This is a genomic window from Actinospineispora spinosispora DSM 44797 (assembly GCF_000429025.1).
GTDB lineage: Bacteria > Actinomycetota > Actinomycetes > Mycobacteriales > Pseudonocardiaceae > Pseudonocardia > Pseudonocardia spinosispora.
This window is the reverse complement of sequence record NZ_AUBB01000020.1, coordinates 41,213-67,069: the sequence shown is the minus strand read 5'-3', so window position 1 is coordinate 67,069 and position 25,857 is coordinate 41,213. Positions and strand designations below refer to the sequence as shown.

The window sequence follows — 25,857 nt, the reverse complement described above, 5'->3', positions numbered from 1 at the left end:
GCCGGTCGGTCTGCACCCCAGGGTGTAGGCCCTGCACTCCTGGGGGCAGGTGGTGTTCGACGGGCGGTGTTCAGCTCCGCGATCAGTGCCCGTGGCCGGGGTTGCTCTGTATCGTTCGGCGAGTGACCGTCGACTCGACGACGTCGCTGGTGCTGGGCCGGCTGCGCCAGGTGCGTGGCCATCACGACGCCGTGGTGCGCTGCCTCACCCTGCTCGCCCCGTTGCTGTTGGTGATCTTTCTGGTGTACGCCTTCGCGGCCGAGCCACGCCCCGGCCTCACCGGCCGGTCCCTGGGGCTGACGGTTGCGGTGCTGGCTTTCCCGGTCGCCGTGCTGGGGCGCGATCTCACCAGCACCCGGCTGCGCGGCGCACAGATCGGTTTCGTGGCCATGGCACTGGCCAGCTCGGCCGCGCTGACGTGGTTGCAGCCGACGGGGCCGGGGGACGCGGCGATGCTGGTCAGCGTTCTGTTCCTGGCCGGGCTGTTGCCCCGCACGGCAGTGGCTCCCTTCCTGGTCGTCGCGTTCGTCACCATCGAGACGATCGCGTGGCTGACCGGTCAGGGCGCGGCACTCACCGTCCTCGCCGGGCTGTACGGGCTGTTGCTGCTCGCGTTCCGGTTGAACGAGGTGAACAAGGAGGCCGAGAACCTGCTGGCCGAGCTGAGGCGCAGCCAGGAGGCACAGGCCAGGGCTGCCGGCCTGAGCGAGCGCCAGCGGCTGGCACGCGAGATGCACGACGTCCTCGCCCACTCGCTGTCGGGTCTGCTGCTGCAACTGGAGGGAGCGCGCATGCTCGCCGTCGACAACCCCCGCGACCCCCGGCTGCCCCAGATCATCGAGCGTGCGCACCACCTCGGCCGTTCCGGCCTGGCGGAGGCGCGTCAGGCGATCGGGGCGCTGCGAGGTGACGAGCTGCCCGGACCGGAACGGCTGGCGGGCCTGGCGGAGGCGTTCGAGCGCGACCGTGCGGTGCCGTGCCGGTTCACCGTCTCCGGGCGTGCTCGTGAGCTGGGGTCGGAAGCCCAGCTCGCCCTCTACCGCGTGGCGCAGGAGGCACTGACCAACATCGCCAAGCACGCCGCCCCCGACCGGGTGGAGCTGCACCTGACCTACGAGCTGGGGCAGACCAGGCTGGTGGTGGAGGACTTCGCGGGCGACGGTCCGGCCACCCCGACGGTCGGGCGCACCGCCATGGCCGGTGCGACAGGTGGGTACGGGTTGGCCGGAATGCGGGAACGCGCGGAGCTACTAGGGGGCAGGTTGGCCGCCACGACCACCGGCAGTGGGTTCCGGGTCGAGCTGGGGCTGCCGACGTGAGCCGACGGATCCGGGTGCTCATCGTCGACGACCAGCGAGTCGTCCGCGAAGGGCTGGCGATGGTGTTGGGCCTGATGGCGGACGTCGAGGTGGCGGGCGTCGCCTCGGACGGCGCCGAGGCACTCGAGCTGACCGGTGGGGCGCATCCCGACGTCGTGCTGATGGACCTGCGGATGCCGCGCTGTGATGGGGTCGAGGCGACCAGGTTGATCCGCGAGCGGCACCCAGATGTCAAGATCGTCATCCTGACCACGTACTCGGACGACCGGTCGGTGATCGACGCGTTGCGCGCCGGCGCCCACGGGTACCTGACCAAGGACGCGGGCGGTGCGGAGATCCGCCAGGCACTGGGACACGTGCTGGACGGCCACGCCATGATCGACCCGGCCGTGCAGCACCATCTCGTCGAGGCCCTCACCGCGGGCCCCGCGCCCGCCGACCCCCGGGACCCGTCGCCGCGCCCCCGGATCCCCGACGAGCTGACGCCTCGGGAAGCCGAGGTCCTCTCGCTCATCGCCGGCGGGCTGTCCAACTCCGAGATCGCCGGCCGGCTGGTCATCAGCGAGGGCACGGTCAAGAGCCACATCAACCGTCTGCTGGCCAAGATCAAGGTGCGCAGCCGCGCACAGGCGGTCGTCTACGCCTACCAGCACGGCCTGAACCCGTGAGTGATTTGGGCTGCCAGGGCAACCCAAATCACTCACGGGTTCTTCGTCAGGCGCGGTCGCAGGTCACCACGGCGTCGCGGAGCTCGTAGCCCATCAGTACGTCGGTCCAGCAGAGGTCCGGCTCGCGATGCAGCCGGATGCCCGGCACGCGCAGGAGACGGTCGAGAAAGACCCGGGTCTCGTTGAGAGCCACCTGCGCACCGGGGCAGCGGTGGCTGCCGTCGCCGAAACTCAGGTAGGAGCCGGTCGTCTTCGCCCGTCGAGCACGATCCGGATCCAGAGCGTGGGGGCACGCGCCGACGCCGGCCTCGTCGAGATTCGCCGCACGGATGTCGAACACGAGTTTCTCGCCGGCGGTGGCCGAACCGGAGCTGGTCATCGTGTCGGCGGTGACCCGGCGGCTGATGATGTTCACCACCGGGTCCAGCCGCATGATCTCCTCCAGGATCATGATCTGGTCGGCCTCCGTGCTGGACAGGTAACGCTCGCGCAGCGCGTCGTTCCCCAGCAGGTGCCAGGCCGCCATGACGATGAACTCCCGGGTGGTGATCATTCCCGCGACCGCATAGGTCATGCACTCGACGAGGATCGCCCGGTCCGGGTAACCCTCGTCGAGCAGGTGTGAGATCACGTCTTCCCGGCGCTGCGCGCGGCGCGCCTTGATCGCCGGCTGCACGTCGCACAGCATGAACCGCAACCCGCTCAGGGTTGCCTGCAGCTGTCCGAGTGGGCGCCGCCAGCGGCTCATCCCGGGTACCCGCAGGCCGATCAGGGTGGCTTGGATGCGCTTTGCCATCGCGGCCTGGTCGCTCTCGGTCAGCCCGACGATCGTGGCGGCGACGGTCACCGCGAGCTCGAAGCTCATCTGGTCCAGCCGGCCACGGCCCTGGGCCCGCAACCGGCCGAGCAGAGTCTCGGCTGCCTGTTCCATCACCTCGCGGTACCGGGTGCTGATCACCTTGGGCGTGAAGAACCGGGCGATCGCCTGCCGCTTGCGCTTGTGCGGCTCACCGTCCAGGAAGAAGACCGAGGTGAAGGCCGGATCGCCGACGAACTCCTCACCGGCCTGCTTGGTCGCGGTGCCGCGCAACAGTTCACGGGCGAAGGCCAGGCTGCTCACCACGCGTGACTCGGGAGCCACCGTGAGCCGCTCGGCAGCGAGTGCCGCCGACTTCCGGTCATCTCGGGTGGTGTCCCAGTGAATCGAGTCGACCATTACCGACTCGGCCCTGACGCACCCGCCGGATCCGGCAGCGGGTTGGCCGGACACTTCAGATCCGCCGTGTCACCGGCCGCCCGGGGCGGCAACGTGCCGTCCAGCAGGTAGCTGACGATGGCCGCGCCGGGGGAGCAGGAGCTGTCCGCCTCCGAGCCGGCCGGGGTGGCACCACTGTGGACCAGCACCGCATTCGGGAACAGCTTCCGAACCGCCAGGCTGCCCTCGTAGGTCGTGAGCGGCTCGAGCGTCGAGTCGAGCACCATCAGTGACGCCGGGGCGTGCGACCCGTCGATGACGGCCGGCTTGTGCGCCGGTGTGCTCCAGGACTGACAGCCGGCGACGAACCAGGTGTCCGCCCAGCTGGAGAACGGCGCTTTCTCGTAGCTGGCCTGCGTGTCGTTGCGCCAGGTCTCCCAATCCTTCGGGACGGAGGCGTCGGTGCACTCGACCGCGAGCGACATCGCGGCGAGGTTGTCCTCGTTGGGCGGGTAGTTCTCGTCGAGCAGCGATTTCATCGGGCCGATGTCACCCTGGTTGACGTAGGCCGAGAACGCCTTCGCCACCGCCACCCAGTTCATCGTGTGGTAGTCCAGCAGGACGACGTCGGTCAGGACGGTCGGCCCGATCGGCCCGACCGGCTCCTGGGTGAGCTTCGCCAGCGCCGCGTCGTAGTGCTGCTTGACCGCCGCCTCGGTGGTGCCGAGGTGATAGACGTCGTCGTGGCTCGCCGCCCAGGCGCTGAACGCCGAGAAGTTCTGGTCGGTCGCCGGGTTCTGGTTGAGGTTGAAGCGGTACCACGCCTGGCTCGGGTCGATACTGCTGTCGAAGATCATCCGCCGTACGCGCCCCGGGTACATCGTGCTGTAGACCTCGCCGAGGTATGCGCCGTACCAGTAGCCGTAGTAGTTGATCTGCCCTTGGCCGAGGGCTTTGCGCAGGCTGTCCAGATCCTGGGCCGTATCGGTGGTGGTGACGTGATCGAGTAGCGGGCTGTTGGTTCGCGCGCACGCGGCGGTGTAGGCCTGCACCCGACTCAGCCACACCTGCTGCTGCTCCGGCGTGGTCGTCAGGTACGACGGGCGGCTGTAGCCCATGAAGGTCCGGTCACAGGTGAGCGCGGGCTGACTCGAGCCGACGCCCCTAGGGTCGAAACCGACCCAGTCGTAGACCGTCCTGACCGAGTCGGGCAGGTACTTGCTGAACGAGGGATGGGCCAGCCCGGTGCTGCCGGGGGAGGTGAGGTTCACCGCCACGACGCCCTGGTAATCGTCGGAACTCGACGTATGAGGGATCCTGGACACCGCCAGCTTGATCTTCGTGCCGTCGGCATGTGAATAGTCCAGTGGCACCACGAGGAATCCGCACTCGGCGCCGGAGTCCCTCAAGTTGTTCGTACACTTCGACCACTCGATCGGCGGCGGTGTGTACGACGTCTCGGGTCCGCTGCCGACAATGGGTCCGCCACGCGGCGCCCCACAACCGGCCACGACGCCGATTACGGCAGCGACCAGGGCTACGGTTGTCGCAATTCTCTTCATACGATGTCCCACTCATTCTGCCGCGCCCTGGGGCGGCGTCCCGGTCCGTCTCGGAGTGGTGGCTCAGTTCGCAAAATGCTGGTCGAGAATCTTGATGACGTCGTCGGCCTGGTCGCTGAGGAAGAAGTGCCCGCCGGGGAACACTTTCACCTCGAACGAGCTAGAGGTGGTGTGTCGGGCCCAGGCGTGTGCATCGTCCAGCGAGGTCTTCGGGTCGCGGTCACCGGTCAGCACGGTGATCGGGCAGCTGACGGTGGCATCGGGCGCACTCCGGTAGAGCTCGGCCGCCTGGTAGTCGGCACGCAAAGCCGGAAGCGCGGCACGCATGAGCTCGTCGTCGTCGAGCACCAATGACGACGTTCCGTTCAAGCGGCGGATCTCGGCGAGGAGCCCCGCGTCATCCATGCGATGCACGGTCTCCTCTCGGAAGACCGACGGTGCTCGTCTCCCGGACGCGAACAGCCCCACGACGTCCTGGTTCTCGGCCTCCAGCCGACGGATCACCTCGAAGGCCAGCGACGCGCCCATGCTGTGGCCGAAGAAGGTCAGCGGCAGCTCGGGCTGATGGCGCAGGACCGCGTGCACCTGGTCGGCGAGCAGAGCCAGGTCGGTGAAGGGTTTCTCGTTGCGCCGGTCCTGCCGGCCCGGGTACTGGATGGACACGACGTCGACGCGGGGTGCGAACGCCGAGGACATCGGCAGGAAGAAGGACGCCGAGCCGCCGGCGTGCGGAAGGCACACCAGCCGAGCGGTTGCGGTGCTGCTGGGCCGGTATCGCCGGCACCAGAGGTCATTGTCGGGAGAGAACTGAGACATGCCGCTCCAGGGGAGTCATCGTCGATTGATAAAAACATCGCGCGGTGTTATTCGGCGTCGAAACGCTAACAAGCGAATAAAGAGAATGACAAGGTGAGCGCGGTCGAGCTGTTCAACCGCGGTATTTGCGCGGTTGAACAGCTGGCCGGTACCGGCTCCGGGTCGGGTGCGGGCAATAGCGCCGAAGGCTGCTGCCGGATTCGCGGAACTTTCCGGAGAACTATTGCTGAACAATTGTCGTGCCGCCGGCCGGAAAGCCGGAACGCGATCAGAGCGGGATGTTGGTGTGCTGCCCCCGCGCCGGCGGTGCGGCGGCCAGCGCCCTGGCCAGCCGGACCCGGGTCTCGGCCGGCGCGATGATCTCGTCCACCACCTCGAGCGCGAGCGCCCGCTCCACCCCGCCGGCGGTGCGGCGTTGACGTTCGACCAGCTCGGCGTGCAGACCGTCCCGCTCGTCCTCGGGGCTGGCCGCCAGCTGCCGCCGGTGCAGGATGCCGACGGCCGCCTCCGGGCCCATCACGGCGACCTCGGCGTCCGGCCAGGACAGCACGGCGGTTGCGCCGAGCGCCCGCGAGTTCATCGCGATGTAGGCGCCGCCGTAGGCCTTGCGGGTGATCAGCGTGACGCGCGGCACCACGGACTCGGCGAACGCGTGCAGCAGCTTGGCGCCCCTGCGGACCACCCCGTCCCACTCCTCCGAGATACCGGGCAGGTATCCGGGCACGTCGACCAACACGATGAGCGGTACACCGAGGGAGTCACACATCCGGACGAACCGCGCCGCCTTCTCCGCCGAGAGCGCGTCGAGGCAACCGCCCTTGCGGAACGGGTTGTTGGCGATGACCCCGACGGTCCTGCCGGCCAACCGGCCGATCCCCACGATGATGTTGCGGGCCCAGTCGGCCTGGAACTCCTCGAAGATCGCGGTGCCCGTGCGGCTCCGGTCGTCGTCCGGGTCCAGCATGGCGTGCACCAGGATGTGGGCGTCGTAGGCCCGGCGCGTCGAGCTGGGCAGCAGGGCGCGCAGGTCCGACCCTGGTCCCTCCGCCTCCACCGAGGCCAGGTCGTAAGTGCCGGGGCGGGCGAAGAGGCTGACGATCCGGCGCGCGCGGGTGTAGGCCTCGGCCTCGGAGCCGGTGGTCACGTGGGCTACTCCCGACCTGCGCCCGTGCGCGACCGGACCACCCAGCCTGTCCATGTCGATCACCTCGCCGGTGACACTGCGCAGCACCTCGGGGCCGGTGACGAACACTCGGGCCGAGTCGGACATCACGATCACGTCGGTCAGCGCCGGACCGTAGGCGGCGGCCCCAGCGGCGGGACCCAGCACCACCGAGATCTGCGGGATTCGTCCCGAGGCCCTGGTCATCGCGGCGAACATGCGCCCGACCCCGTCCATGGACTCGACGCCGTCGTTGAGCTTCGCCCCGCCCGAATGCCAGAGGCCCACCACCGGACAGCGCCGGCGCTCGGCCTCGGCGATGGCCCGGATGATGTGTTCGGATCCGGCGGCCCCGAGCGCACCGCCCATGGAGGTGGCGTCGGTGCAGTAGGCGATCACCTCGGCCCCGTCGATGTGGCCGGCGACGGCGGTGACCCCGCTGGTGTCCCTCTGGTGCAGGGGGGTCGACACACCGGGGTCGAGCAGCCGGGCCAGCCGGGCGGCCGGGGCCCGCCGGTCCGAGGCGGACTGTGCGGGAATGGTGACGACGGGATGAGCCGCCGCGGTGTCAGGCGGGGTCATGGGCACTGTGCTCCTCTGTCGGCGCGCCGTCCGGCAGGCTGGCGGCCACGATGTCGCCCGTCCGGACCGTCCAGCCCTCGGCGACCGCGATCCTGGTGACCGTTCCAGCGGATTCCGCGATCACCGGAATCTCCATCTTCATCGACTCGAGCAGGGCGACGACGCCTCCGGTGGGCACCCGGTCTCCGACCGTGACGGTCACCTCGAGCACCGTCCCCGGAATCTCGGCCCTGATCAGGTCTTCCTCGGGTCTGGTGGTCCCGTCGGTCCGGGTCGTCGAGCCGGCCGGATCCGGTGTCAGTGCGTTCACGGTCGTCGTCATCGCGTGGACCTCCTGTCTCTGGTTGCGTTCACGGATGGCTCTCCGACCAGGCGTCGGGCATCAGGCCGTGCCGGTCGGCCGGGGTGGTTCGCCGGGTCCGTCGTGCAGGTAGCCGGCGCGGTCGTCCAGCTCACGGGTGAACTTCAGCCAGGCCGCAACGTGCTGCCGAACCAGGTCGGCAACCATCTCCGAGCAGTGGGAGGGGACCGCTGAGGCAAGCCCGGGCACGTCCTGGGGCCCGACCGCGACGTGCTGCAGCAGGCGGAGCAGTTTTCGCCCGTCCTCGCGCATGCGTAACGACGGGTCCCTCAGCAGGCTCTCCAGCTGGGCGGCGGGCTCCGGCGTTGCCGGCCGGGGGCGGTTGAGTGACTGCCGTCGCAGCTGCTGGATGGTCGCGGTGGAACTCTGGTGGCCTTCGTCGGCGCCGGTAGGTGACGAGGCGGGCGCCGGTACCGGCAGGTCGCCGGACGCGAGTCGCTTACGGACGTCGAGCACCGTGGCGGGGGAGATGCCGGCCTCGCGGGCGACTTCCCGCAACGAGGCCTCGGGGTGCCGCACGATCAGCTCGGCGGCCCGGCGGCGGCCATCGGCGTTGTTCACCGGACGGACCTTCCCGTCCCTGCCGACCCGGGAGGTCAGGGTCGACGCGGTGCCGGCGGTCCGCTGCCGGATGGCGGCCACCGACTTCGCGCTCAGCCCCGAAGCCCGCGCGATCGCCCGGTCGGACAGGTGAGGGTGCGAGGCGACGATGCGCACGGCGGCGGTTCGCCGGTCCTCCCGCGAGAGCGGCAGACCGTGCGACACATTGGCTTCGACAGAACGGAGGAATGCCTCGTCAGCCGAACCTTCGAAGAACTCGACCTCGATCGTCGAGTGACCTCGGAGTGCCGCCGCCGCAAGGCGGTGCATCCCGTCGATCACCCGCATGCTCCGGCGGTCGACGAGGATAGGGGGGAGTTGGTCGTCGAGCTCCGCGAGGCGCGCGACGTGTGTGGCGTCCTCACCCGACGACCGAGGTGAGTCACCGCGCACCAGCGCCGAGATCGGAACCGAGGCACACGGTCGAACGTGCGGATGCTCGGCCCTCTTGGACGGATTCAGACCGATCACCGTCGCCTGTGACGGGGGTTCGAGGTCGTACGCGCGTGGTTGGCTCAACGTCGACTCGCTTCTCGTGAGTGGGTGTGTGGCGCCGGTGTGCCGCAAGCCGGCCGCGAGGAACCCACGGGTGGTGGCGCGGGGAGTGCCCGCCATTTCGGTCCAGTGGTCGGTCCCACTGCAAAGTACGGTTCAGGTCGGCCCTGCGGAACTGCGCGACCCGCGTTTTTATTGAGCCCTAGCTGCCGTTGGTCGCGCTAGCTCCGCTCTTTTTACGGACTTTCGCGCGGCTTCGACCCGATCGGCAGCGGCGGGCCTCTCCCCAGGATCGAAAGGCTCCACGGGTCGACGTTCAACCGCAGCAGGTGCAGCGGTTGAACAGATTATCCGGAGCGGCCGGTGAGGGACTGCTTCGTCAGGTTCGGTAGTGGATTAACTGTGATTAATATTTCTTTTCTTCATTGCTGAGAAATTTATAAGGTTGGCGCATGTTTGAGTGGACAGTTGCTCTTTGTCGTGTTAACGACATGGGTGGGATCAAGTATTCGAGTTTGCCTCCATATATTGCGTGCACCCCGCTAAATGCAGTGGTGCGCATAGGTGCTTCGAAGTCCGGAAGCGACTGCGGCTCAGCGTGCCGACTGCCCTTCGGAGTTGTTCTCGGCCGGTATAGCAGTCCGATGGGCGGGCGACGACATGTCGGGGGCAGCGTTCTGGGTTAGCTCGGACGAGGGGTCGGCTTCACCCGCTAGGCGGACCTGAGCGTGAAGCCGATTTTCAGGCCACTGGATGCCCGCGAGCTGAAGGTCGAGTCTTCGCGGGTGCGGCACACGGTGGGAGTCCCGCGCCGCACATGTGTCTCGGACCTAGCCGGTGGGTGTCCTGACGGTCGAGTGAACGTGGCGCAGGCATTCGTGTATTCGAATGACCGCACTATTCAGCTTCACTGGGTATTACCTGACCCGAAAGACTCCGTTCATCTGATGTAAGTGACGAAGTGACGGTTGGTCTGTCGACTTCCAATCTCGGACGACCGTGAAGATGGATCCGAGGGGCCGCGGCAACTTAATTCTTGGCGTTTCTTGAGGACGTTCTCAGTCGTTGTGGCGGGTGTACCGCGCGTCGTTGGCACGACTACATCCCGCATGATTTGCGCCGTTGCAGCCGCCTGCTCCCGAGCTGTTCCCTCACACAGTCCAGTAGGACGCAACGGACGGCGTACCCACTGTCACTCGTTAGAAGTATCAAGTGTCACCCAATAGTGTTGAACACTGAAATTCATACTTCTCGGGGAACTCGGGTGGAGACGCCGGGATCGGCGCCTCGCCCAACTGCTCGATGATCATCTCGCGCGGTTAATACTGCGAGATCCACTAAAGTTTGTCATCGTGAAAGGGAGCGACGCGGCCGGTGGGCGGTATCGCGGCGATTGAGGATCCGACCTTCGACATGGACGTCTGAACGGCAGGCGCCCAGTGACCTTTGGCGATCTATTGCGCGGCACCCGGCCCGAGCTGGATGGCTGTGCGGGGGTGAGGTGATGTGTGAGTGCCAGAAAATAGTGTGTCAATTCGCTCAGCGTTCATCTAGACCATTGATGGCTCAGTGCTTATAGCACTCAGGTGTGCCTGGCGGTGTATCGCAGTCAGCGACCTCGAAGGGCTCGCTAGTGACTTCCTGCACAAACGGGTTGCCTGGAGTCAAGGCCACTCATAGTTTCACTATTGGTGGCGCAGCTAGAACTAGATTGGGCTGGCGGGCCCTCGACGGTCCGCCCCGCAAGGGTGCGACGCCTATTCTTGTGTGCGGATGCTCTTTCCGGTTTCAGTCACGTGGGGACGATTAGCTTGAACGACACTACGCGCGGCTTACTCTTCAATGAAAGTGCACTAGAAAAACATCTCCTGTTCCAGTACGACCAGATACAGCGTTCGCGAGTGTCGCGGGTCCCCATCGCGTCCCTGGTCACGTCCGGGTCTCCGCGTCTTGCCGGTGCGGATGCCGAACACGTGCGTGCGCTCGCCGAGTCCGGTGCGGTCCTGCCGCCGATCGTCGCCCATCTGCCGTCGCGAAAAGTGGTGGACGGCGTGCACCGCATGCAGGCCGCCATGATGCGCGGTCAAACCGAGATCTCGGTTCGGTTCTTCCACGGCAGCGAATCAGATGTTTTCCTGCTCTCGGTGATGGCCAACAGCCAGCACGGTCTGCCGCTGTCCCAGGGCGATCGACTTGCCGCGGCCGAGCACATCTTCACCTCGCACCCGGAATGGTCTGATCGAATGGTCGCGATCGTTGTCGGACTCTCCGGTAGGAAGATTGCCGCGCTGCGGACAAAAGTCGCGGACCACGTCCCTCAGCCGACCAGCAGGATCGGGCGCGACGGGCGGTCCAGGCCGGTGGACGCCTCGGCCGGGCGGGCGCGTGCCGCCGAACTGGTGGCCAGCAGGCCAGGCATCTCGCTTCGGCAGGTGGCTCGTGAAGCCGGTATCGCGCCGGCGACCGCGGCGGATGTGCGCGATCGGCTTCGCCGTGGGGAGGATCCGGTGCCGATGCGCGGCACACAGTCGAAGAAGCCGGCTGTGACAAGGCGCGTCGACGTGTCTGTTTCGAGTCCGAGGGAACCGCTCTCGAACAGGTCGATCTCGGAGCTGACGCCAAGTTTCGACCAGCTCTGCAAGGACCCGTCGCTCCGGTTCACCGAGGCAGGCAGGACGCTTCTGCGCATGTTCGACTCCTGCCAGGCACTCGTTCGCGCGGAGGAGGGGATAGCGAGACGGTTGCCTGTGCACTCTCTGGAATCGGTCGCGGAACTGAGCATTGCCTACGCAGAGGTACTCCGGTCCTTCGCGGCCGAGCTACGGCAGCTGCGTAGCTCGTACTCGGTGGACGATCACGACCGCGTCCGTGGCATACCGGCGCCGGGTGATTCCCTGGAGTCAAGAAGTCGTCGCAACGCCGGGTGAGACGAGGACCGGAGCCGGGCCGCGCGTCTGCGACGCGACGAACCAGCCGGGCAGCCGCGGTACGGCTACCCCTACCGATTCGACTGCCAGTTCGTGGAACCCATGGGCCTTGAACAGCGCGCGGGTCGACGCCACCTGGTCCGGCCAGCAGTACGACATCGACCACACCACGGTGCAGTGGGCGGCATGCTCGGTGCTGAGCGAGGACACTTCCGCACCCACGGCGCCGGCCATCCCGTCGAGTCTCGGCGCGACCACCACGCCCGCTCGCCTTGTCGGCTGCGTGGCCGCGTCGGTGAGGTTCACCTGGCGGCGCTCAGCTCGGACGAGCAGCTCGGCAGTCGGTTCCGCGACCAGCAGCCAGGTGTCCGCCGTTCGTGGCCGGTCAGCGATCACCTCGATGGCGATGCGCGCGGACCAGCTGTCGTAACAGGTCACGGAGTTCGGTCCGGGCTGAGTGCTCAGCGCACGGTGCAGGTGCTGGCCGATCGCCGTGACCAGATCGAACCGTGGCGAAAGGCCCCACAGCGCACTGACGTCGAGTCTGTCGCCGATCATCGGGACGCCGTGTGTGGTGTCGCTCAACGAACCGTGTTCCAACATGTGTCCGCCCTTTTCGGCATGTTCTGGTTGCTCGAAATTCGCGTTCGAGGTGGCCGAAATATTGTGGAACAATCTAGAAAGTTGCTCGAGTGTGAATCGGACTACCTTGCGACCGTATTCTCCGAGGTCAGCCTCACTCGAGACCGCCGGCGCCGCGAGTCCAGAATGTCACAGTACCTACATATGACTGGTTGTCTATTACCCGAAGACCCCTGGCCGGAGAGCACGGGCGGAAATTCTACACAGAGAGATCCGGACCGTTCAACTGACGCGATGCGGCAGTCGAACGGTCCGGATCATGAGATTTTCCAGGATGGCGTGTGCGGCTTTCGCCGGCTGTACCCCCGCAAGAAGCGTGGCTACCGTGTCTGAGGGACGCGCTCGTCGCAGCCCGCCACTTCCCCAACGCGGCGCCTGGCATTCGTCTTGGTGCTCGGAGGTCAGTAATGAGTTCACTGAGTGCGGTACTCATCGGAGGGCCGGCTGGTCTCTCGCTCGAGGATCGTGTGCTGAGGCTTACCGATGTTGAGGAGGTAGTACGTTGCAGGTACGGAGAGGGCTATGAATGCTTTCAGTTTCTGGGTGAACGGATGGCATTCGATCCGAGTGTTCTCGTCTATGAATGGAGCCATCGCGAAGGAGGGCGAATGTCACCGGAGGGCTGATTGACGAGCCAGGTGCGCAGCCGAATCTTCCGAACCTTGCCCATGTGGTTTGCGCGGCAGTTCGCCGATCCGTGTGTCTCCCAGCTCGGCCAGCGCACAGGCGAACCGCTCCACCCAGCAGACCAGCTCCCGGTAGCTCAGGCTGACCAGCTCGTCTTCGTCGCGGTAGGCCGGTACCGCTTGTGCGTCAGGAGTCTGCTCGGCCCGGCCGAACACATCGTTCACGAGGGTCTCGGCGCGCCATACACCGGCCGCGCGATATCGTCGAATCAGTTCCCTCGGCGGTCGCACCGTAAATCTCATCCACCGCTCCTCGATAGACGTGTGTATCGGTCAAGAGACTTACCGAGGGCCGCTAAATTCCCGGTTTATCCCATCGTGAGAACTGCCGGGACCGGCAAGGATTACGACGAGAAGCTGTCTGCCGCGCTCGACACGGCGGTCGCTCGGCCGCGCCATTGCTTCATGCGTGGTCGTGGCTCGTTTATCTGACGTTTATGTCGAGGCGATGCACTTGGCGTTGTTCCCGACGCTGTGAGGAGGACTCGGTGAGCACCCGGCCCGATGCACCGAATCTTGAGACTCTTGAAACGCGGCAGATCGACCAACAGCTGCGCGAGCTGGAAGATCGACTCGTCGCTCGATATGCGAATCACGCGGTTCCCACAGAAGAGGTGGTGCGGCGCACGGTCGCCGAACTGCGAGACCGCTACTCGATCGCCCGGGTGCGGAGCTTCCTTCCGATCATCATCGAGCGAGCCGCCCGTGCCAAGTTCGACCAATAGCCGCATGGAGACAGCGGCGTTGATGCGGCCAACTCGGCCGCGGTGATCCGGAAGACCATCCCTTCGACCGAAGCGCCTGGCTCGGATGACGCGATCAGCATCGGGTGGCGATCGCTTCCGCTGGCTCGTATCACGTCCGGGTCGGTAATCGTGATCCAGTCCAGCCGGTAACCGGGCACCGTTTCGAGCCAACCATCGAGTGGTCTGCCGAACGTCGAGAGCTGCACTTCGGCCTGGCGTAGCGTTCCGTAGGAGAACAACAAAATGTCCGGATCAGCCGCCACGGAGCAGTTTGTACCAGGCGCTGGCTCGCGCCCGGGAATCCGGGGTACGCGCATCAGACCCGGCCGAGGGTGCATTCCGCCGCGGTCCGGGTGATGATCGAGGTATGACTGTATCTGATGTCGATGAGGGGGCCAGGGCTCGTCGGCTGGTCGAGGCGGAGGAGAAGGCCGAGGAGCTGTTCGACGAGGTGGTGCGGCGGGGGATCATTGCACCGGGGGCGTTCGAGTCCCGCGTCAGTGCTCAGGTACGTGACCTGGCGGCCGACATGTTCGGCACTCGCCGGCATTGGCACAAGCGGATCGTCCGGTCCGGGCCGAACACCTTGCAGCCGTATCGGCAGAATCCGCCGGACCGTGCGATTACCGAGGACGACATCGTGTTCCTCGATTTCGGCCCGGTGTTCGAGGAATGGGAGGCCGACTTCGGGCGGACCTATGTGCTCGGTGACGATCCGACGAAGCTGCGTCTGCAAGCGGACCTGCCGACGATCTGGGCACAGGGTCGCGAGTACTTCGATGCGTGTCCCGACATCACCGGCGCCGAGTTGTACAGCCATGTGGTCTCGTTGGCCGGTTCCGCGGGCTGGGAGTTCGGCGGCCCGCACAGTGGTCACCTGGTCGGCGAGTTCCCGCACGAGCTGATCGACGGTGAGCGCATTGAGAGCTACATCGCTCCGGGCAACACGAGCCGAATGCGTCGTCCCAACAAGGTCGGCCGGGTCAGCCACTGGATTCTGGAGATTCACCTGGTGGATCGGCCGAAGGAGATCGGCGGGTTCTACGAGCAGCTGCTGACCCTGGCCCGCTGAGATGGTGGGTACGGCTACGGCAGTACCCACCATCCGCGAGCGGTCAGGCGGACGGGGCCTGGTCCAGCAGCATCGTCTTGGTCTCCAGGTAGGGCAGCAGTCCTTCGCGGCCGCCTTCGCGCCCGATGCCGGACTGTTTGTACCCACCGAAGGCGATCCCGAAGTCGATTCGCATGTTGTTGTGGCCGACCGTGCCGGAGCGGAGTCGGCCTCCGACCTGTCGGGCCCGGGCACTGTCGGTGGTGAACACCGAGGCGTTGAGCCCGTAGATGGTGTCGTTGGCGATGTCGATGGCGTGCTCTTCGTCGTCGGCGGGGATGACCGAGAGCACCGGTCCGAAGATCTCCTCGCGGGCGATGGTGTGGTTGTTGTCCACTCCGGCGAACACGGTCGGTTCGATGTAGTAGCCACGGTCGAGGTGTGCGGGGCGGCCGCCGCCGGTGATGAGCCGGGCGCCTTCCTCGATGCCCTTGGCGATGTAGCCTTCGACGCGGTCGCGCTGGCGTTCCATGGCGAGCGGGCCCATCTGCGTCGAGGCGTCGAACGGGTCCCCCACACGTACCGAGGAGAACGCCGAGGCGAGCGCGTCGGCGAACTCGTCGTGTCGGTTCCGGGGCACCACGATCCGGGTCAGGGAGGCGCACACCTGACCGGAGAGCATGCACTCGGCGCCGGCGAGCGCGGCCGCCGCGGCGGCGAAGTCCGCGTCGTCGAGAATGACCGCGGCCGATTTACCACCGAGCTCAAGGGTGCAGCGGGCGATGCGTTCACCGCAGATGGCGCCGATCTTGCGGCCGGCCGCCGTGGATCCGGTGAACGATATCTTGTCGACCCGTGGATCACGGACCAGAAGCTCGGAGACCTCCCGGTCGGCGGTGACGACGTTGACGACGCCGGGCGGGAGGCCCACCTCCTCGGCGATCTCCGCGATCAGGTAGCCGGCCGCCGGGGCCTCTGGAGACACCTTGACGATCACGGTGCAGCCGGCGAGGAGCGCTGGGGCGATCTTGCCCACGATCAGCATCAACGGGCCGTTCCACGGGATGATCGCTCCGACCACCCCGACCGGTTCACGCACGAGCAGCCCGTACTCGCCACCGGGTACCGGCGACGGGCTCGGAGTCACGACCTGTTCGAAGGGGTAGGTGGTTGCCAGGTCCGCGTAGAAGCGGAACGCCTTCGGATTGTCCTGGGACATGAACCGAGCGGTCGACTGGACGACGCCGGACTCTCTCGGCCAGATGTTGTTGTACTCCTCGCCGCGCCGCTCCAGGGCGTCTGCCATGGCCCGCAGATATCCGGCTCGCTCCTCGTGGCTCAGCCGGGGCCACGGGCCGCGGTCGAACGCCTGCTTGGCCGCTCCGATCGCCCGGTCCATGTCCGGGGCCTGGGCTTCGGCCACTCGGAAGAAGAGCTCCTCGCTGTCGGAGTCGATGACGTCGATGCTGGAGGTGGAGGACGGCTCCACCCATTCGCCGCCGATGAAGAAGCGGTCGGGGTGGCGCAGGGGTGCAGTGACTTCGTTGGCCAAGCTCATGCCTTGGGATTCCCTCCGTGCGGGTGGGTTCACGTGCGGGCAGGTCGGCAGAGCGCATGTCGTGAACGACCGGGACCGCACCAACCGGCTGTCGACACGGTCGTCAGACGTGATGACCGACACGGCCAGCGTATCCGCATTATCGGAGTGATCGCTCATCCAGATCCGTGAACAAGGATTCATAGGCCCGGTTCTTCCTTGGATGATCCTCCAGCGAACGGCCTCGGTCCGCGTGAACTTCCGTATCCGCGGCCAGTCGCCGGGAGCTGGCCGGCCACGTTTGACTGGGTGCTCAGTGGTGGAGGAGGTGCGATGGACCTGGACACCGTTCGGGAACTGGGGCCCTGGTCGGCTCATGGCTGGCGGGACGGAGACGCCTGGCTGGCCGGTGGGACGTGGCTGTTCTCCGAGCCCCAACCCGCCGTGCGGCGACTGGTCGATCTGACCGAGATGGGCTGGGCGTCGCTTCGTCAGCTCGCTGACGGCAGTCTGGAGATCGGAGCCACCTGCACGGTCGCCGAACTGTCCGCCTACCCACATCCGTTGTTCCTGCCCTGTTGCCGTGCATTCCTGGCCTCGTTCAAGATCTGGAACGTCGCGACCGTCGGTGGGAACCTGTGCGCGGCACTGCCCGCCGGTCCGATGATCTCGCTGTGCGCCGCGTTGGAGGGCAGATGTCTGCTGCTGGCCCAGGACGGCGGACGGCGCGTGGTGCCGGTCAGCGACTTCGTCCGAGGAGCCGGGCGGACGGTTCTCGGCGAGGGCGAGCTGCTCCGCTCGATCACCTTGCCGGCGCACGCTCTGCGGCGCCGGTCGGCGATGCGACAGGCGTCGCTCTACGAGCTGGGTCGCTCGGCGGCGCTGGTGATCGGGACCCGGGACCCGGCTGGGGGCGCCACCACGGTGACGGTGACAGCCTCCACCGTGCGCCCGTTCCAACTCGGGTTTCCCGGCCTGCCGGGGCGCGAAGAACTGGCCGAGGCGATCGAACGAACGGTGCCGCCGAGCGGGTGGTTCTCCGACGTCCACGGGCTCCCGAGGTGGCGCCGGCACATGACCCATCGTCTCGCCGAGCAGGTACGCCGAGAACTGAGCGAGCCCACATGAGCTTCGGTGTACACGTCAACGGACAGTTCCACTCCGAGCAACCGTGCGCGGGGCAGTGCCTGCGGACCTATCTACGTGAGCGGGGCTGGTTCGGGGTGAAGAAGGGCTGCGACGCGGGGGACTGCGGGGCCTGCACGGTGCACGTCGACGGGACGGCGGTGCACAGCTGCCTCTACCCGGCACAGCGGGCGGCGGGCAAGAAGGTGACCACGGTCGAAGGCCTCGCCCGCGAGGGCGAGCTGCACCCGGTGCAGCGGTCGTTCCTCGATGCGCAGGGCTTCCAGTGCGGGTTCTGCACCGCCGGCTATCTGATGACCGCGGCGGTACTGGATTCCGAGCAGCGATCTGAGCTGCCGCGATCTTTCAAAGGCAATCTGTGCCGCTGCACGGGCTACCGCGCCATCCGGGATGCACTGAGCGGAACCCGGCACGTGGAACAACCCGAGCCGGGCCGCGCGGTCGGCCGCAACCTACCCGCACCGGCCGGCCCGGACGTGGTGACCGGGAAGGCCCGGTACACCTTCGACCTCGACGTGCCCGGCGTCCTGCACATGAAGCTGCTGCGCGCCGAGCATCCGCACGCCCGGATCGTCCGGATCGACACCGCCGCCGCGCTGGCGACGCCCGGGGTGCGGGCGGTGTTCACCCACCATGACGTGCCGGACCGCTACTACTCGACTGGGCTGCACGAACGAGCCGAGGACGACCCGGCCGACACCCGGCTGCTCGACGACACGGTGCGGTTCGTCGGCCAGCGGATCGCGGCGGTCGTCGCCGACACCGAGGCCGACGCTCTGGAAGGCTGCCGACGGATCGTCGTCGACTACGAGGTGCTGCCCGCGGTCCTCGACCCGGAGGCCGCGATTCGCCTCGGCGCTCCGATCGTGCACGTCAAGGACGCGGTCACGGCCGGCATCGCCAGGCCGGGAGCCAACGTGGCCGGTGAGGTGCACGGCGAGATCGGGAACGTCGAGCGCGGGCTCGCCGACGCCCACACGGTGGTGGACGAGACGTTCCGGGTGCCGAGGGTGCAACACGCCAGCCTGGAGACCCACGGCGCGGTCGCCTGGTGGGAACCGGCCGAGGACGGTGGTGAGAGGCTGGTGGTGCGCACCAGCAGCCAGGTTCCTTTCCTCGCTCGTCGTGCCCTGTGCCGACTGTTCGACCTACCCCCGGAGAAGGTGCGGGTGGTGGCAGGCCGGGTCGGTGGCGGGTTCGGCGGCAAGCAGGAGATGCTCGTCGAGGACATCGTCGCGCTCGCGGTCCTGCGCCTGCGGCGCCCGGTGAAGCTGGAGTTCACCCGGGCCGAGCAGTTCCACGGCGCGACCACCCGACACCCGTTCACCGTGCGGGTCCGTGCCGGAGCGGACCGCGACGGCACGCTCACCGCGCTGGACGTGCGCGCGGTGTCCAACACCGGTGCTTACGGCAACCACGGGCCCGCGGTGCTGTTCCACTCCCTCGGTGAATCACTCGCGGTGTACCGCTGCGCGAACAAGCGAGCCGAGGGCTACGCGGTCTACACCCACACCGTTCCGGCCGGTGCGTTTCGTGGCTACGGACTCGGCCAGGTCGCCTTCGCCGTCGAATCGACTCTCGACGAGCTGGCCCGGCGTCTGGACCTGGACCCGCTCGCGGTGCGTGAACGCAACATCATCCGCGACGGCGAAGCGCTGGTCACCCCCGCCGGCCACGACGAGGACCTGCACATCGCCAGCTACGGTCTCGACCAGTGCCTCGAGGTCGTGCGCGTGGCCAGGGCCGAACCCTGTGCGCCCCCACCGCCGGGTTGGCTGGTCGGTGACGGAGCGGCCCTGTCCATGATCGCCACCACCCCGCCGAACGGTCACATCTCCGATGCCACGGTGACGCTGCTCTCCGACGGCACGTTCGACCTGGCGGTGGGCACCGCCGAGTTCGGCAACGGCACGACGACCGTTCACCAGCAGATCGCGGCGGACCGACTCGGTTCGCTGCCCGACCGGGTGTCGATCCGGCAGTCCGACACCGACCTGGTCGGCCACGACACCGGTGCGTTCGGCTCGACCGGGGTCGTGGTCGCGGGGAAGGCCACGCTACGCGCTACTGGAGCGCTCGCCGCCGAGCTGCTCGATCTCGCGTCGGTCGCGCTCGCGGCGCCGGCATCGGAATGCCGGCTGGTCCTCGACGCGGTCGAGGCACGCGGGCGTCAGGTGTTGCTCAAGGAACTGCACCAGCTCGCGCGGGCGGGCGGGCGTGACCTCAGCGGGACGGGACGGTTCGAGGGAACGCCACGTTCGGTCGCGTTCGACGTCCACTGGTTCCGGGTTGCGGTCGATCCCGACACCGGGGAACTACGTATCCTGCGCAGCGTGCACGCGGCTGACGCCGGGCAGGTGATGAACCCGATGCAATGCCGGGGACAGGTCGAGGGCGGTGTGGCCCAGGCACTCGGCGCCGCGATGTTCGAGCAGGTCGAGATCGACGAGACCGGCAGCGTGACCACCGCCGCGTTCCGCACGTATCGGTTACCCACGTTCGGCGACGTCCCGGACACCGAGGTCCATTTCGTGGACACGACGGACGCGATCGGTCCACGCGGTGCCAAACCCATGAGCGAGAGCCCGTTCAACCCGGTCGCGCCCGCGCTCGCCAACGCGGTCCGTGACGCCACCGGTGTCCGATTCACCGAACTCCCGTTGCGGCGGGATCGGATTTGGGTCGGCGTGCGGGACCGACGCTGAAAGGTCCGTGCGAGTCCGAGGCCGTGGTAACACAGGCCGCGCCGAGGACGAGCGGGCGAATGCGCCTCTCCCGGCCGCCCGAGGTGGTCGGCCTGCGTCGGGGTTGACGGCATTGCAGGCCGTGCCGGTAACCGTGCGGTGGTGCGGATGCTGGAGCAAGCGGGGCATCCGGAGGGCCTGGTGCAGGCCCGCACCGATACCTCAGGCGCCCCCAAGCCGCCCGATCTCAAGAACCAGCGGAAGATAGGTTTCGAATTCGAGACCGGCTGGTGGGTCAATAGAGCCGAAATAATATTTCAAGTATTGGGCGAGGGTAGCGCTGAGCCAGGAGCAGTACCCTCGCCCGACTTGGATGTGCCGACGAAATCTTTGGGTGCGATGGGGAAGAAAGTAGAGGGAGTCAGGCCAGGGCTCTCCGGACTACACCCAGGAGCTCGGCAGCGGCAGCTCACCTCGCTGCCGACGAAACCGCGAAGCGCAACGATTTACGCAACGTCCATGGACGTTCAGCAGGATGGCCCTCTGGAGTACGTGAGGTTCGAGGAGGCAGAACGTGGAGGTTCGCGATTATGTGTTGGTGCCGGGGGCTTGGCACGGTGGCTGGTGCTGGCACCCCGTGGCCAAGCGGCTGCGCGCCGCGGGGCACACCGCTGTCTGCTTGACTCTGCCTGGCCTCGGTGACGGCGACGACCCGGTCGGACACCGCCTGGCGGACGCGGTGGACCATGTCGTTGAACAGGTTCGGGCCCGGGAGCTGACCAACGTGGTCCTGGTCGGCCACAGCTGGGGCGGCTACGTGATCACCGGTGCCGCCCACCAACTGGCCGACCGGCTGGCCGAGGTCGTCTACTACAACGGGATCGTCCCGATCGCCGGAGTCAGCCTGATCGAAGAGCTTCCGCCGGAGAACGCCGCTCTGCTCCGCGCGGCAATCGAGGCCTCCCCTGACGGTGCCATCAGCCCTGAGTTCGAATGGACCACGGTCCTGATGCACGACGCTCCGGAACCGGCCCAACGGCTGCTGTACGAGCTGCTGACCCCGCAGCCGGGCAGCTATTTCCTCGACGCACTAGACGTCGGGCCGGTGACCGAGCTAGGGCTGGCGACCCGGTACGTGCTCTCCGAGAACGACCAGGTCCTGTCCCCGCCGGGCGCGGAGTTCGCCGCCCGGCTCGGGCAGCCCCCGACCTCGGTGCCCGGTACCCACGAAAGCCTGCTCACTCACCCCGCCGAGCTGGCTGCCGCGCTACTGACCTGACGTAGCTGCCCAACCAGATCGGCGGCTCGCGCGGCAATCCATCGGTGAGGGCGGCTCTGGTGATCGTGACGCAGGTCGAGTCACGGAAGCTCCTCGAGCGTTCGTGAGGTCGCGCCGTTGGCTGGCCTCCAGGAAGGGCATACACACTGGCCGGTCGAGCCGGGTCGGCGATCTGTTGATCTCACGTCGATCGGTCGAGGCCAGAGTTGTGCTCAGTGTCGGTGTTGGGAGGCTGGCTGGTGACTACCGGGTACGACGTCGTCGTAGTGGGTGCCGGGACGGCGGGGTGCGTGCTGGCAAGCAGGCTCTCGGCCGACCCCGGTCGACGCGTCCTTCTCATCGAGGCTGGTCGGCGGCTGACCGAACCGGTCATTCACCGCCCCGGGGCGTGGCCGCTGGCGCGGCTGACCGAGGCGAACTGGGGCGAGAACACGGTGACGCAGGCCTCGACCGGGACGTCTATCCCGCTAGCCCGGGGTAGGGGACTCGGCGGCTCGTCCGCCATCAACGCCATGGCGTTCATCCGTGGCCATCGTTCCAGCTACGACCGGTGGGTCGACGAAGGGGCCAGTGGGTGGGGTTTTGACGACCTGCTGCCGTTCTTCAAACGCAGCGAAACCGCGCCGAGGCGGGATCCCGCCCTGCGCGGGTCCGGCGGTCCGTTGTATCTGGCGCCGGCCTTGGCGCCGAACGATTGGCTGCGTGCCTGCTCGGCTGCCGCGGCGGCCTGCGGGCATCCGGCGGCCAGTGACATCTGCGGTGGGTTGGAGGAGGGCTTCGGTGCGCTCGACAACAACATCGTCGGCGGTGCTCGGCAGAGCGCGGCGGATGCCTATCTGACCGGGGATATGCTCTCCCGGCCGAACCTGACCGTCCTGCCGGATGCCGTCGTAGGTCGGTTGCGATGGGCGCACGGTCGGTGCGTCGGCCTTGATTACCGCACCGGCTCCGGCCGATCGGGTACGGTCGGCTGCCTCGGTGAGGTGGTGTTGTGCGCCGGCGCGGTGGGCTCGGCGGCGTTGCTGATGCGTTCGGGTGTCGGGCCAGCGGGCAATCTACGCGCACTGGACATCCCGGTCCACGGTGAACTAGCCGGGGTCGGCGCGAACCTGCACGACCATCCGGTGAGCCCGTTGATCTACCGGCCCGGTGCGCGCGGGGCGCCACCGGGCCGAGCCAATCATGCTGAGCTGGTCGGCCTCGTCCGCACCTGCTTCGCACACGGGGCACCGGATGTCCAGGTGCTCTTCGTCGACCTGCCGATCCCGCCACCGGGGTTCGCGTCCGTACCGGCCGGGTTCACCATCCGCCCGTCGATCATGAACCCGATCAGCCGGGGCACCGTGCGGCTGGCCACCGCGGACCCCGCCACACCGCCGCTCATCGATCCCAATTACTACGCCGATCCGCTCGACGTGGCTCGGATGCGTGAAGGCCTGCGCATGGCCCGGGCGATCGGCGAGGCGGCCGCGTTGGCTCCCTGGCGGGGCGTGGAGCTGCTGCCCGGCCCGGACATCAGGGACGATCACCAACTCGACGACTACGTGCGACGGTCTCTGGGTTCGTACTCCCACCCGGTCGGCACCTGCAGGATGGGCACTGACAGCGCATCGGTGGTCGATCTCCGGTTACGTGTGCACGGGGTGTCCGGGGTACGGGTCGCCGATGCTTCGATCATGCCATCGATCATCTCGGCCAACACCAACGCGACCGTGTACGCAATCGCTGAGCGGGCCGCCACCATGTTGACGAGTTGATCTATCTCTACCTAGGACGATCCACGGACCGGGTCGTTGCTGAGATCGACAACTCGACGCCGGTGCCGAGGAGCAGCAGCCACGTTCTGGACCGGGCGGAACCGAGGCCACCGGTACCGAGTCAATTCGCAACTGTTGGGCTGGTCAGAAGCGTGCGCCGATCAGATCGGCGGCTCGCTCGGCGATGGCGTAGACGGTCGCGTTGGTGTTGGCAGAGATCGGGCAGGGCATCACCGAGGCATCCGCGACGCTGAGGCCTGTCACGCCGTGCACGGTCAGATCAGGAGAGACGACGGCGTGCTCGTCGGTGCCGATGCGGCACGTGCCGCCGTAGTGGGAATAGGTCCTCAGATTCCGTCGTGCGTAGGCTCGCAGGCTCTCGAGGTCCTGCCATCCGGCCGGGCCGGGGAGTACCTCCTCGGCACGCCACCGATCCAGCGGCGCGGCGTCGCCGATCCGTCGTGCCAGGTGAAGTGCGGCCACGATCGTGTCCAGGTCGCCGGGGGCAGTGTAATAGCGCGGGTCGATCAATGGTGGCGCCTCGGTCGAGCCGCCGGAGAGCCGGACGGTTCCTCGGCTCTCCGGGAGCATGAGTGCCACCATGATCGTGTAGCCCTCGCCGAGATCCGGACCGGGCAGCGACGGAGCACGCAAGGGCACGTCCACAAACTGGATCTGCACGTCAGGGCCCGTGCTGGCGCGATGGGTGCGTACCAGGCCCTGTACCTCGCCATGGTTGTTGACGCCGGGAGGGACAGTGGTGGTGGCTCGGTAGACGAGCCCACACATCGGATGATCGTGCAGGTTCGCCCCGACTCCCGGCAGGTCGACCAGAGCCCGGACGCCTACTTGCTGGAGGTGGGCGCGGGGGCCGATTCCCGAGTGCAGCAGCAGCGCCGGCGAACCGACCGCACCGGCCGCGAGCACAACCTCAGTGCGACTACGCGCCTCGTGCAGGTGACCGGCGTGGCGGTACTCGACCCCGAGGCAGCGGTCCCCGTTCAGGAGCAGCCGGGTGGCCATGGTGTCGGCGAGAACGCGAAGGTTGGGCCGGACGAGTACCGGCCGCAGGTAGGAATCGGCTGCGCTCTGACGTCGACCGTCGGCGATGCTGAGGTCGCCCCAGCCGAAGCCCTCCTCGCGGCCGCCTCCGACATCCCGGGCGAGCCGGTGGCCGACCGAGAGCGCCGCCGCCAATCCCGCGCTGCTGATCGGATGGCGCTCGACCGCCGGACCGACCCGCTGGGGGCCGGCCTGTCCGCGCAGACCCGGGTCCCGCCGAGCCTGGTCGGCGACAGTCTCCGACCGCACGAAGTAGGGGAGCAGGGCGTCGAAGCCCCACCCTGTGCCACCGACCGAGGCCCACGCGTCATAGCTCGTCCAGTGGCCGCGGAGGAAGTTCATCGCGTTGATGGAGGAGGAGCCGCCCAGTCCGCGTCCCCGAGGGAAGGGGACCGTGTCCCCGTTCGCGATCTGGGGGACCGTGTGGTCCGCCCAATCGGCTTCGCTTCCGCCCAGGCTCGGCCAGGCGGGTGGTACAGCCATCGTGGGAAGTGGCTCGAAGCTACCTGCCTCCAGCAGCAGCACCCTGACCCGGTCGTCCTCGGACAGTCGAGCGGCCAGCACGCACCCTGCGCTACCAGCGCCGATGACGATGTAGTCGTAATCAGGTCCGGACATAGGACAAAGATAGGTCGTGCCGTCGATGACGGTGTTGACATTGCGTTGACAACAGCGCCATTTCGTACTCAGTATCCGACGCTGGGAAGATAACTACCGGTCGGCTCACTGTAGAGCCCCAGCGTCATGAGGTTCATCGTGTGAACCAGGGTGAGCCCGTTGGTCAGGAAATGCCCCAGTAGCTCGGCGTTGGTCGCCGGGACAAGCATTCCGGTCCCCCGTATTTCTTGAACGGAGGACACGAGCGCGCAGATATCTTCGTTGTTCTCGCCCACGGCGTGGCAGAACAGTCCGACTCCGGTCGCGTAACCCGTTACTCGGGTACCTCGAATCGCGACGATGCCTTCGCCTCGAGAGATGGAGTCCATGAGTTCGTTGGACCTGTCGTGCCCATGAATGCGGTGACACAGTCGTGCGCAGTCGTCCAGGTCCGCGGAAGTTGCCGGACGTACCAGCCTGTCGCGGTTGTCGCGACGGGCCAGGTCGCCTTGTAGGCAGGCGAGTGGTTCTCGTACGCGGAAGCCCAGGCGGGTATACAACGCGAGGGAGTGACTGTTGTATCCGGCTTGAACCAGTCGTACGCCCGCGGCAGTGATTCTCGTGGCTCGCGCCAAGGTGTTGTTCATCAGGGCGTGCCCGACACCCATACCTTGGCTGTGCGGATCCACGGTCAGTGGGCCCACGCTGCAAATAGAGCTCCTTTCATCAAGAAAGTTGCTCCCCACGATCGTTCCGTCGAGTTCGGCGACGACACCATATATCTTCGGATGAAGAACAACCGACTCTATCAAGCCGATGCCATCGGCCAGTGAAGGGACGTTGGAAGGAAATCCATGCCGTTCCGCGAGGCGACTGAATGCGGACCAGCAGATGCGGCCGCACGCTTCAATGTCGGAAGGACCAGCCGGTCGAAGCTCCACGTCCACCGCGTCACGTCTTCCAATCGTCGGGCATCGACCTGA

Annotated in this window: 22 protein-coding genes; 10 read left to right on the top strand and 12 right to left on the bottom strand. The window is 67.2% G+C overall.

Annotation, left to right across the window (positions count from 1 at the left end; genetic code table 11):
• Nucleotides 1–122 precede the first annotated feature (122 nt).
• Entirely contained in the window at nucleotides 123–1,319 is a 1,197-nt protein-coding gene (locus G406_RS0108025) for a sensor histidine kinase (RefSeq protein WP_037075667.1), read from the top strand.
• A complete protein-coding gene (locus G406_RS0108020; RefSeq protein ID WP_028933445.1) occupies nucleotides 1,316–1,987 on the top strand; it encodes a response regulator in 672 nt (223 codons plus the stop codon). Before G406_RS0108025 ends, G406_RS0108020 begins: the two co-directional genes overlap by 4 nt.
• Before the next feature lie 46 nt (nucleotides 1,988–2,033).
• Here the strand turns inward: G406_RS0108020 and G406_RS0108015 are convergent, their stop codons facing one another.
• From G406_RS0108015 to G406_RS45315, 6 genes are all read right to left on the bottom strand, one after another.
• A complete protein-coding gene (locus G406_RS0108015; RefSeq protein ID WP_028933444.1) occupies nucleotides 2,034–3,203 on the bottom strand; it encodes a cytochrome P450 in 1,170 nt (389 codons plus the stop codon).
• Nucleotides 3,203–4,555 (bottom strand): alpha/beta fold hydrolase, encoded by a 1,353-nt coding sequence (locus G406_RS45325; protein WP_169736641.1) that lies wholly within the window; start codon nucleotides 4,553–4,555, stop codon nucleotides 3,203–3,205. Before G406_RS45325 ends, G406_RS0108015 begins: the two co-directional genes overlap by 1 nt.
• A 252-nt stretch (nucleotides 4,556–4,807) precedes the next feature.
• Nucleotides 4,808–5,560: a thioesterase II family protein gene (locus G406_RS0108005; RefSeq protein ID WP_028933443.1), complete on the bottom strand. Its 753-nt coding sequence runs from the start codon at nucleotides 5,558–5,560 to the stop codon at nucleotides 4,808–4,810.
• Nucleotides 5,561–5,828: 268 nt separating this feature from the next.
• Complete coding sequence (locus G406_RS0108000) at nucleotides 5,829–7,304, bottom strand: acyl-CoA carboxylase subunit beta (protein WP_051341803.1); 1,476 nt, start codon at nucleotides 7,302–7,304, stop codon at nucleotides 5,829–5,831.
• Nucleotides 7,291–7,626 (bottom strand): biotin/lipoyl-binding carrier protein, encoded by a 336-nt coding sequence (locus tag G406_RS53730; protein WP_084215861.1) that lies wholly within the window; start codon nucleotides 7,624–7,626, stop codon nucleotides 7,291–7,293. Before G406_RS53730 ends, G406_RS0108000 begins: the two co-directional genes overlap by 14 nt.
• Nucleotides 7,627–7,686: 60 nt before the next feature.
• Nucleotides 7,687–8,784: a ParB/RepB/Spo0J family partition protein gene (locus G406_RS45315; RefSeq protein ID WP_245607050.1), complete on the bottom strand. Its 1,098-nt coding sequence runs from the start codon at nucleotides 8,782–8,784 to the stop codon at nucleotides 7,687–7,689.
• A 1,787-nt stretch (nucleotides 8,785–10,571) separates the two neighbouring features.
• On the opposite strand from G406_RS45315, the gene G406_RS45310 reads away from it, so the two are divergent.
• The gene (locus G406_RS45310; RefSeq protein ID WP_084215872.1) at nucleotides 10,572–11,687 is read left to right on the top strand and encodes a ParB/RepB/Spo0J family partition protein; all 1,116 of its coding nucleotides are present in this window, start codon (nucleotides 10,572–10,574) and stop codon (nucleotides 11,685–11,687) included.
• Here the strand turns inward: G406_RS45310 and G406_RS0107980 are convergent.
• Nucleotides 11,661–12,290: a hypothetical protein gene (locus tag G406_RS0107980; protein ID WP_028933441.1), complete on the bottom strand. Its 630-nt coding sequence runs from the start codon at nucleotides 12,288–12,290 to the stop codon at nucleotides 11,661–11,663. The two genes, G406_RS45310 and G406_RS0107980, sit on opposite strands and share 27 nt — an antisense overlap.
• 446 nt (nucleotides 12,291–12,736) lie before the next feature.
• Between G406_RS0107980 and G406_RS59665 the strand changes: the two genes are divergently transcribed.
• Nucleotides 12,737–12,955, top strand: coding sequence for a DUF5988 family protein (locus G406_RS59665; protein ID WP_425414573.1), 219 nt, complete (start codon nucleotides 12,737–12,739; stop codon nucleotides 12,953–12,955).
• Here the strand turns inward: G406_RS59665 and G406_RS0107975 are convergent.
• Nucleotides 12,941–13,180: a hypothetical protein gene (locus G406_RS0107975; protein ID WP_028933440.1), complete on the bottom strand. Its 240-nt coding sequence runs from the start codon at nucleotides 13,178–13,180 to the stop codon at nucleotides 12,941–12,943. The two genes, G406_RS59665 and G406_RS0107975, sit on opposite strands and share 15 nt — an antisense overlap.
• A gap of 272 nt (nucleotides 13,181–13,452) precedes the next feature.
• On the opposite strand from G406_RS0107975, the gene G406_RS59660 reads away from it, so the two are divergent.
• Nucleotides 13,453–13,740: a three-helix bundle dimerization domain-containing protein gene (locus G406_RS59660; RefSeq protein ID WP_425414572.1), complete on the top strand. Its 288-nt coding sequence runs from the start codon at nucleotides 13,453–13,455 to the stop codon at nucleotides 13,738–13,740.
• Here G406_RS59660 and G406_RS56515 read toward each other — a convergent pair.
• Nucleotides 13,665–14,024 (bottom strand): gamma-glutamylcyclotransferase family protein, encoded by a 360-nt coding sequence (locus tag G406_RS56515; protein ID WP_156934725.1) that lies wholly within the window; start codon nucleotides 14,022–14,024, stop codon nucleotides 13,665–13,667. The two genes, G406_RS59660 and G406_RS56515, sit on opposite strands and share 76 nt — an antisense overlap.
• Nucleotides 14,025–14,128: 104 nt before the next feature.
• Here G406_RS56515 and G406_RS0107965 point away from each other — a divergent pair, with 104 nt between their 5' ends.
• Nucleotides 14,129–14,833, top strand: a complete 705-nt coding sequence (locus G406_RS0107965) for a M24 family metallopeptidase (protein ID WP_028933439.1) — start codon at nucleotides 14,129–14,131, stop codon at nucleotides 14,831–14,833.
• Between the two features lie 43 nt (nucleotides 14,834–14,876).
• Here G406_RS0107965 and G406_RS0107960 read toward each other — a convergent pair whose 3' ends face one another.
• Nucleotides 14,877–16,370 (bottom strand): aldehyde dehydrogenase, encoded by a 1,494-nt coding sequence (locus G406_RS0107960; protein ID WP_028933438.1) that lies wholly within the window; start codon nucleotides 16,368–16,370, stop codon nucleotides 14,877–14,879.
• 312 nt (nucleotides 16,371–16,682) lie between these two features.
• On the opposite strand from G406_RS0107960, the gene G406_RS0107955 reads away from it, so the two are divergent.
• From G406_RS0107955 to G406_RS0107940, 4 genes are all read left to right on the top strand, one after another.
• Nucleotides 16,683–17,477 carry an FAD binding domain-containing protein gene (locus G406_RS0107955; protein ID WP_028933437.1) on the top strand — a complete coding sequence of 265 codons (795 nt, stop codon included), beginning with the start codon at nucleotides 16,683–16,685 and terminating at the stop codon, nucleotides 17,475–17,477.
• On the top strand, nucleotides 17,474–20,200 hold the full coding sequence (locus G406_RS0107950) for a molybdopterin-dependent oxidoreductase (RefSeq protein WP_028933436.1): 2,727 nt from the start codon (nucleotides 17,474–17,476) through the stop codon (nucleotides 20,198–20,200). The genes G406_RS0107955 and G406_RS0107950 overlap by 4 nt, the downstream gene beginning before the upstream one ends.
• A 553-nt stretch (nucleotides 20,201–20,753) precedes the next feature.
• A complete protein-coding gene (locus G406_RS0107945) occupies nucleotides 20,754–21,458 on the top strand; it encodes an alpha/beta fold hydrolase (RefSeq protein ID WP_211241072.1) in 705 nt (234 codons plus the stop codon).
• Between the two features lie 215 nt (nucleotides 21,459–21,673).
• Nucleotides 21,674–23,215, top strand: a complete 1,542-nt coding sequence (locus G406_RS0107940; protein ID WP_211241071.1) for a GMC family oxidoreductase — start codon at nucleotides 21,674–21,676, stop codon at nucleotides 23,213–23,215.
• Between the two features lie 144 nt (nucleotides 23,216–23,359).
• On the opposite strand, the gene G406_RS0107935 is transcribed toward G406_RS0107940, so the two are convergent.
• Together G406_RS0107935 and G406_RS55150 are read right to left on the bottom strand one after the other, a co-directional pair.
• Complete coding sequence (locus tag G406_RS0107935; RefSeq protein WP_028933433.1) at nucleotides 23,360–24,895, bottom strand: GMC family oxidoreductase; 1,536 nt, start codon at nucleotides 24,893–24,895, stop codon at nucleotides 23,360–23,362.
• Nucleotides 24,896–24,963: 68 nt separating this feature from the next.
• Nucleotides 24,964–25,821 (bottom strand): GNAT family N-acetyltransferase, encoded by an 858-nt coding sequence (locus G406_RS55150; protein WP_037075660.1) that lies wholly within the window; start codon nucleotides 25,819–25,821, stop codon nucleotides 24,964–24,966.
• Nucleotides 25,822–25,857 lie beyond the last annotated feature (36 nt).

Excerpts from the sequence above, each read along its gene's own strand:
- G406_RS0108015 (WP_028933444.1), bottom strand. The coding sequence starts at position 3,203 with ATGGTCGACTCGATTCACTGGGACACCACCCGAGATGACCGGAAGTCG.
- G406_RS0108005 (WP_028933443.1), bottom strand. The coding sequence starts at position 5,560 with ATGTCTCAGTTCTCTCCCGACAATGACCTCTGGTGCCGGCGATACCGG.
- G406_RS0108000 (WP_051341803.1), bottom strand. The coding sequence starts at position 7,304 with ATGACCCCGCCTGACACCGCGGCGGCTCATCCCGTCGTCACCATTCCC.
- G406_RS53730 (WP_084215861.1), bottom strand. The coding sequence starts at position 7,626 with ATGACGACGACCGTGAACGCACTGACACCGGATCCGGCCGGCTCGACG.
- G406_RS0107980 (WP_028933441.1), bottom strand. The coding sequence starts at position 12,290 with ATGTTGGAACACGGTTCGTTGAGCGACACCACACACGGCGTCCCGATG.
- G406_RS59665 (WP_425414573.1), top strand. The coding sequence starts at position 12,737 with ATGAGTTCACTGAGTGCGGTACTCATCGGAGGGCCGGCTGGTCTCTCG.
- G406_RS59660 (WP_425414572.1), top strand. The coding sequence starts at position 13,453 with ATGTCGAGGCGATGCACTTGGCGTTGTTCCCGACGCTGTGAGGAGGAC.
- G406_RS0107965 (WP_028933439.1), top strand. The coding sequence starts at position 14,129 with ATGACTGTATCTGATGTCGATGAGGGGGCCAGGGCTCGTCGGCTGGTC.
- G406_RS0107960 (WP_028933438.1), bottom strand. The coding sequence starts at position 16,370 with ATGAGCTTGGCCAACGAAGTCACTGCACCCCTGCGCCACCCCGACCGC.
- G406_RS0107955 (WP_028933437.1), top strand. The coding sequence starts at position 16,683 with ATGGACCTGGACACCGTTCGGGAACTGGGGCCCTGGTCGGCTCATGGC.
- G406_RS0107950 (WP_028933436.1), top strand. The coding sequence starts at position 17,474 with ATGAGCTTCGGTGTACACGTCAACGGACAGTTCCACTCCGAGCAACCG.
- G406_RS0107935 (WP_028933433.1), bottom strand. The coding sequence starts at position 24,895 with ATGTCCGGACCTGATTACGACTACATCGTCATCGGCGCTGGTAGCGCA.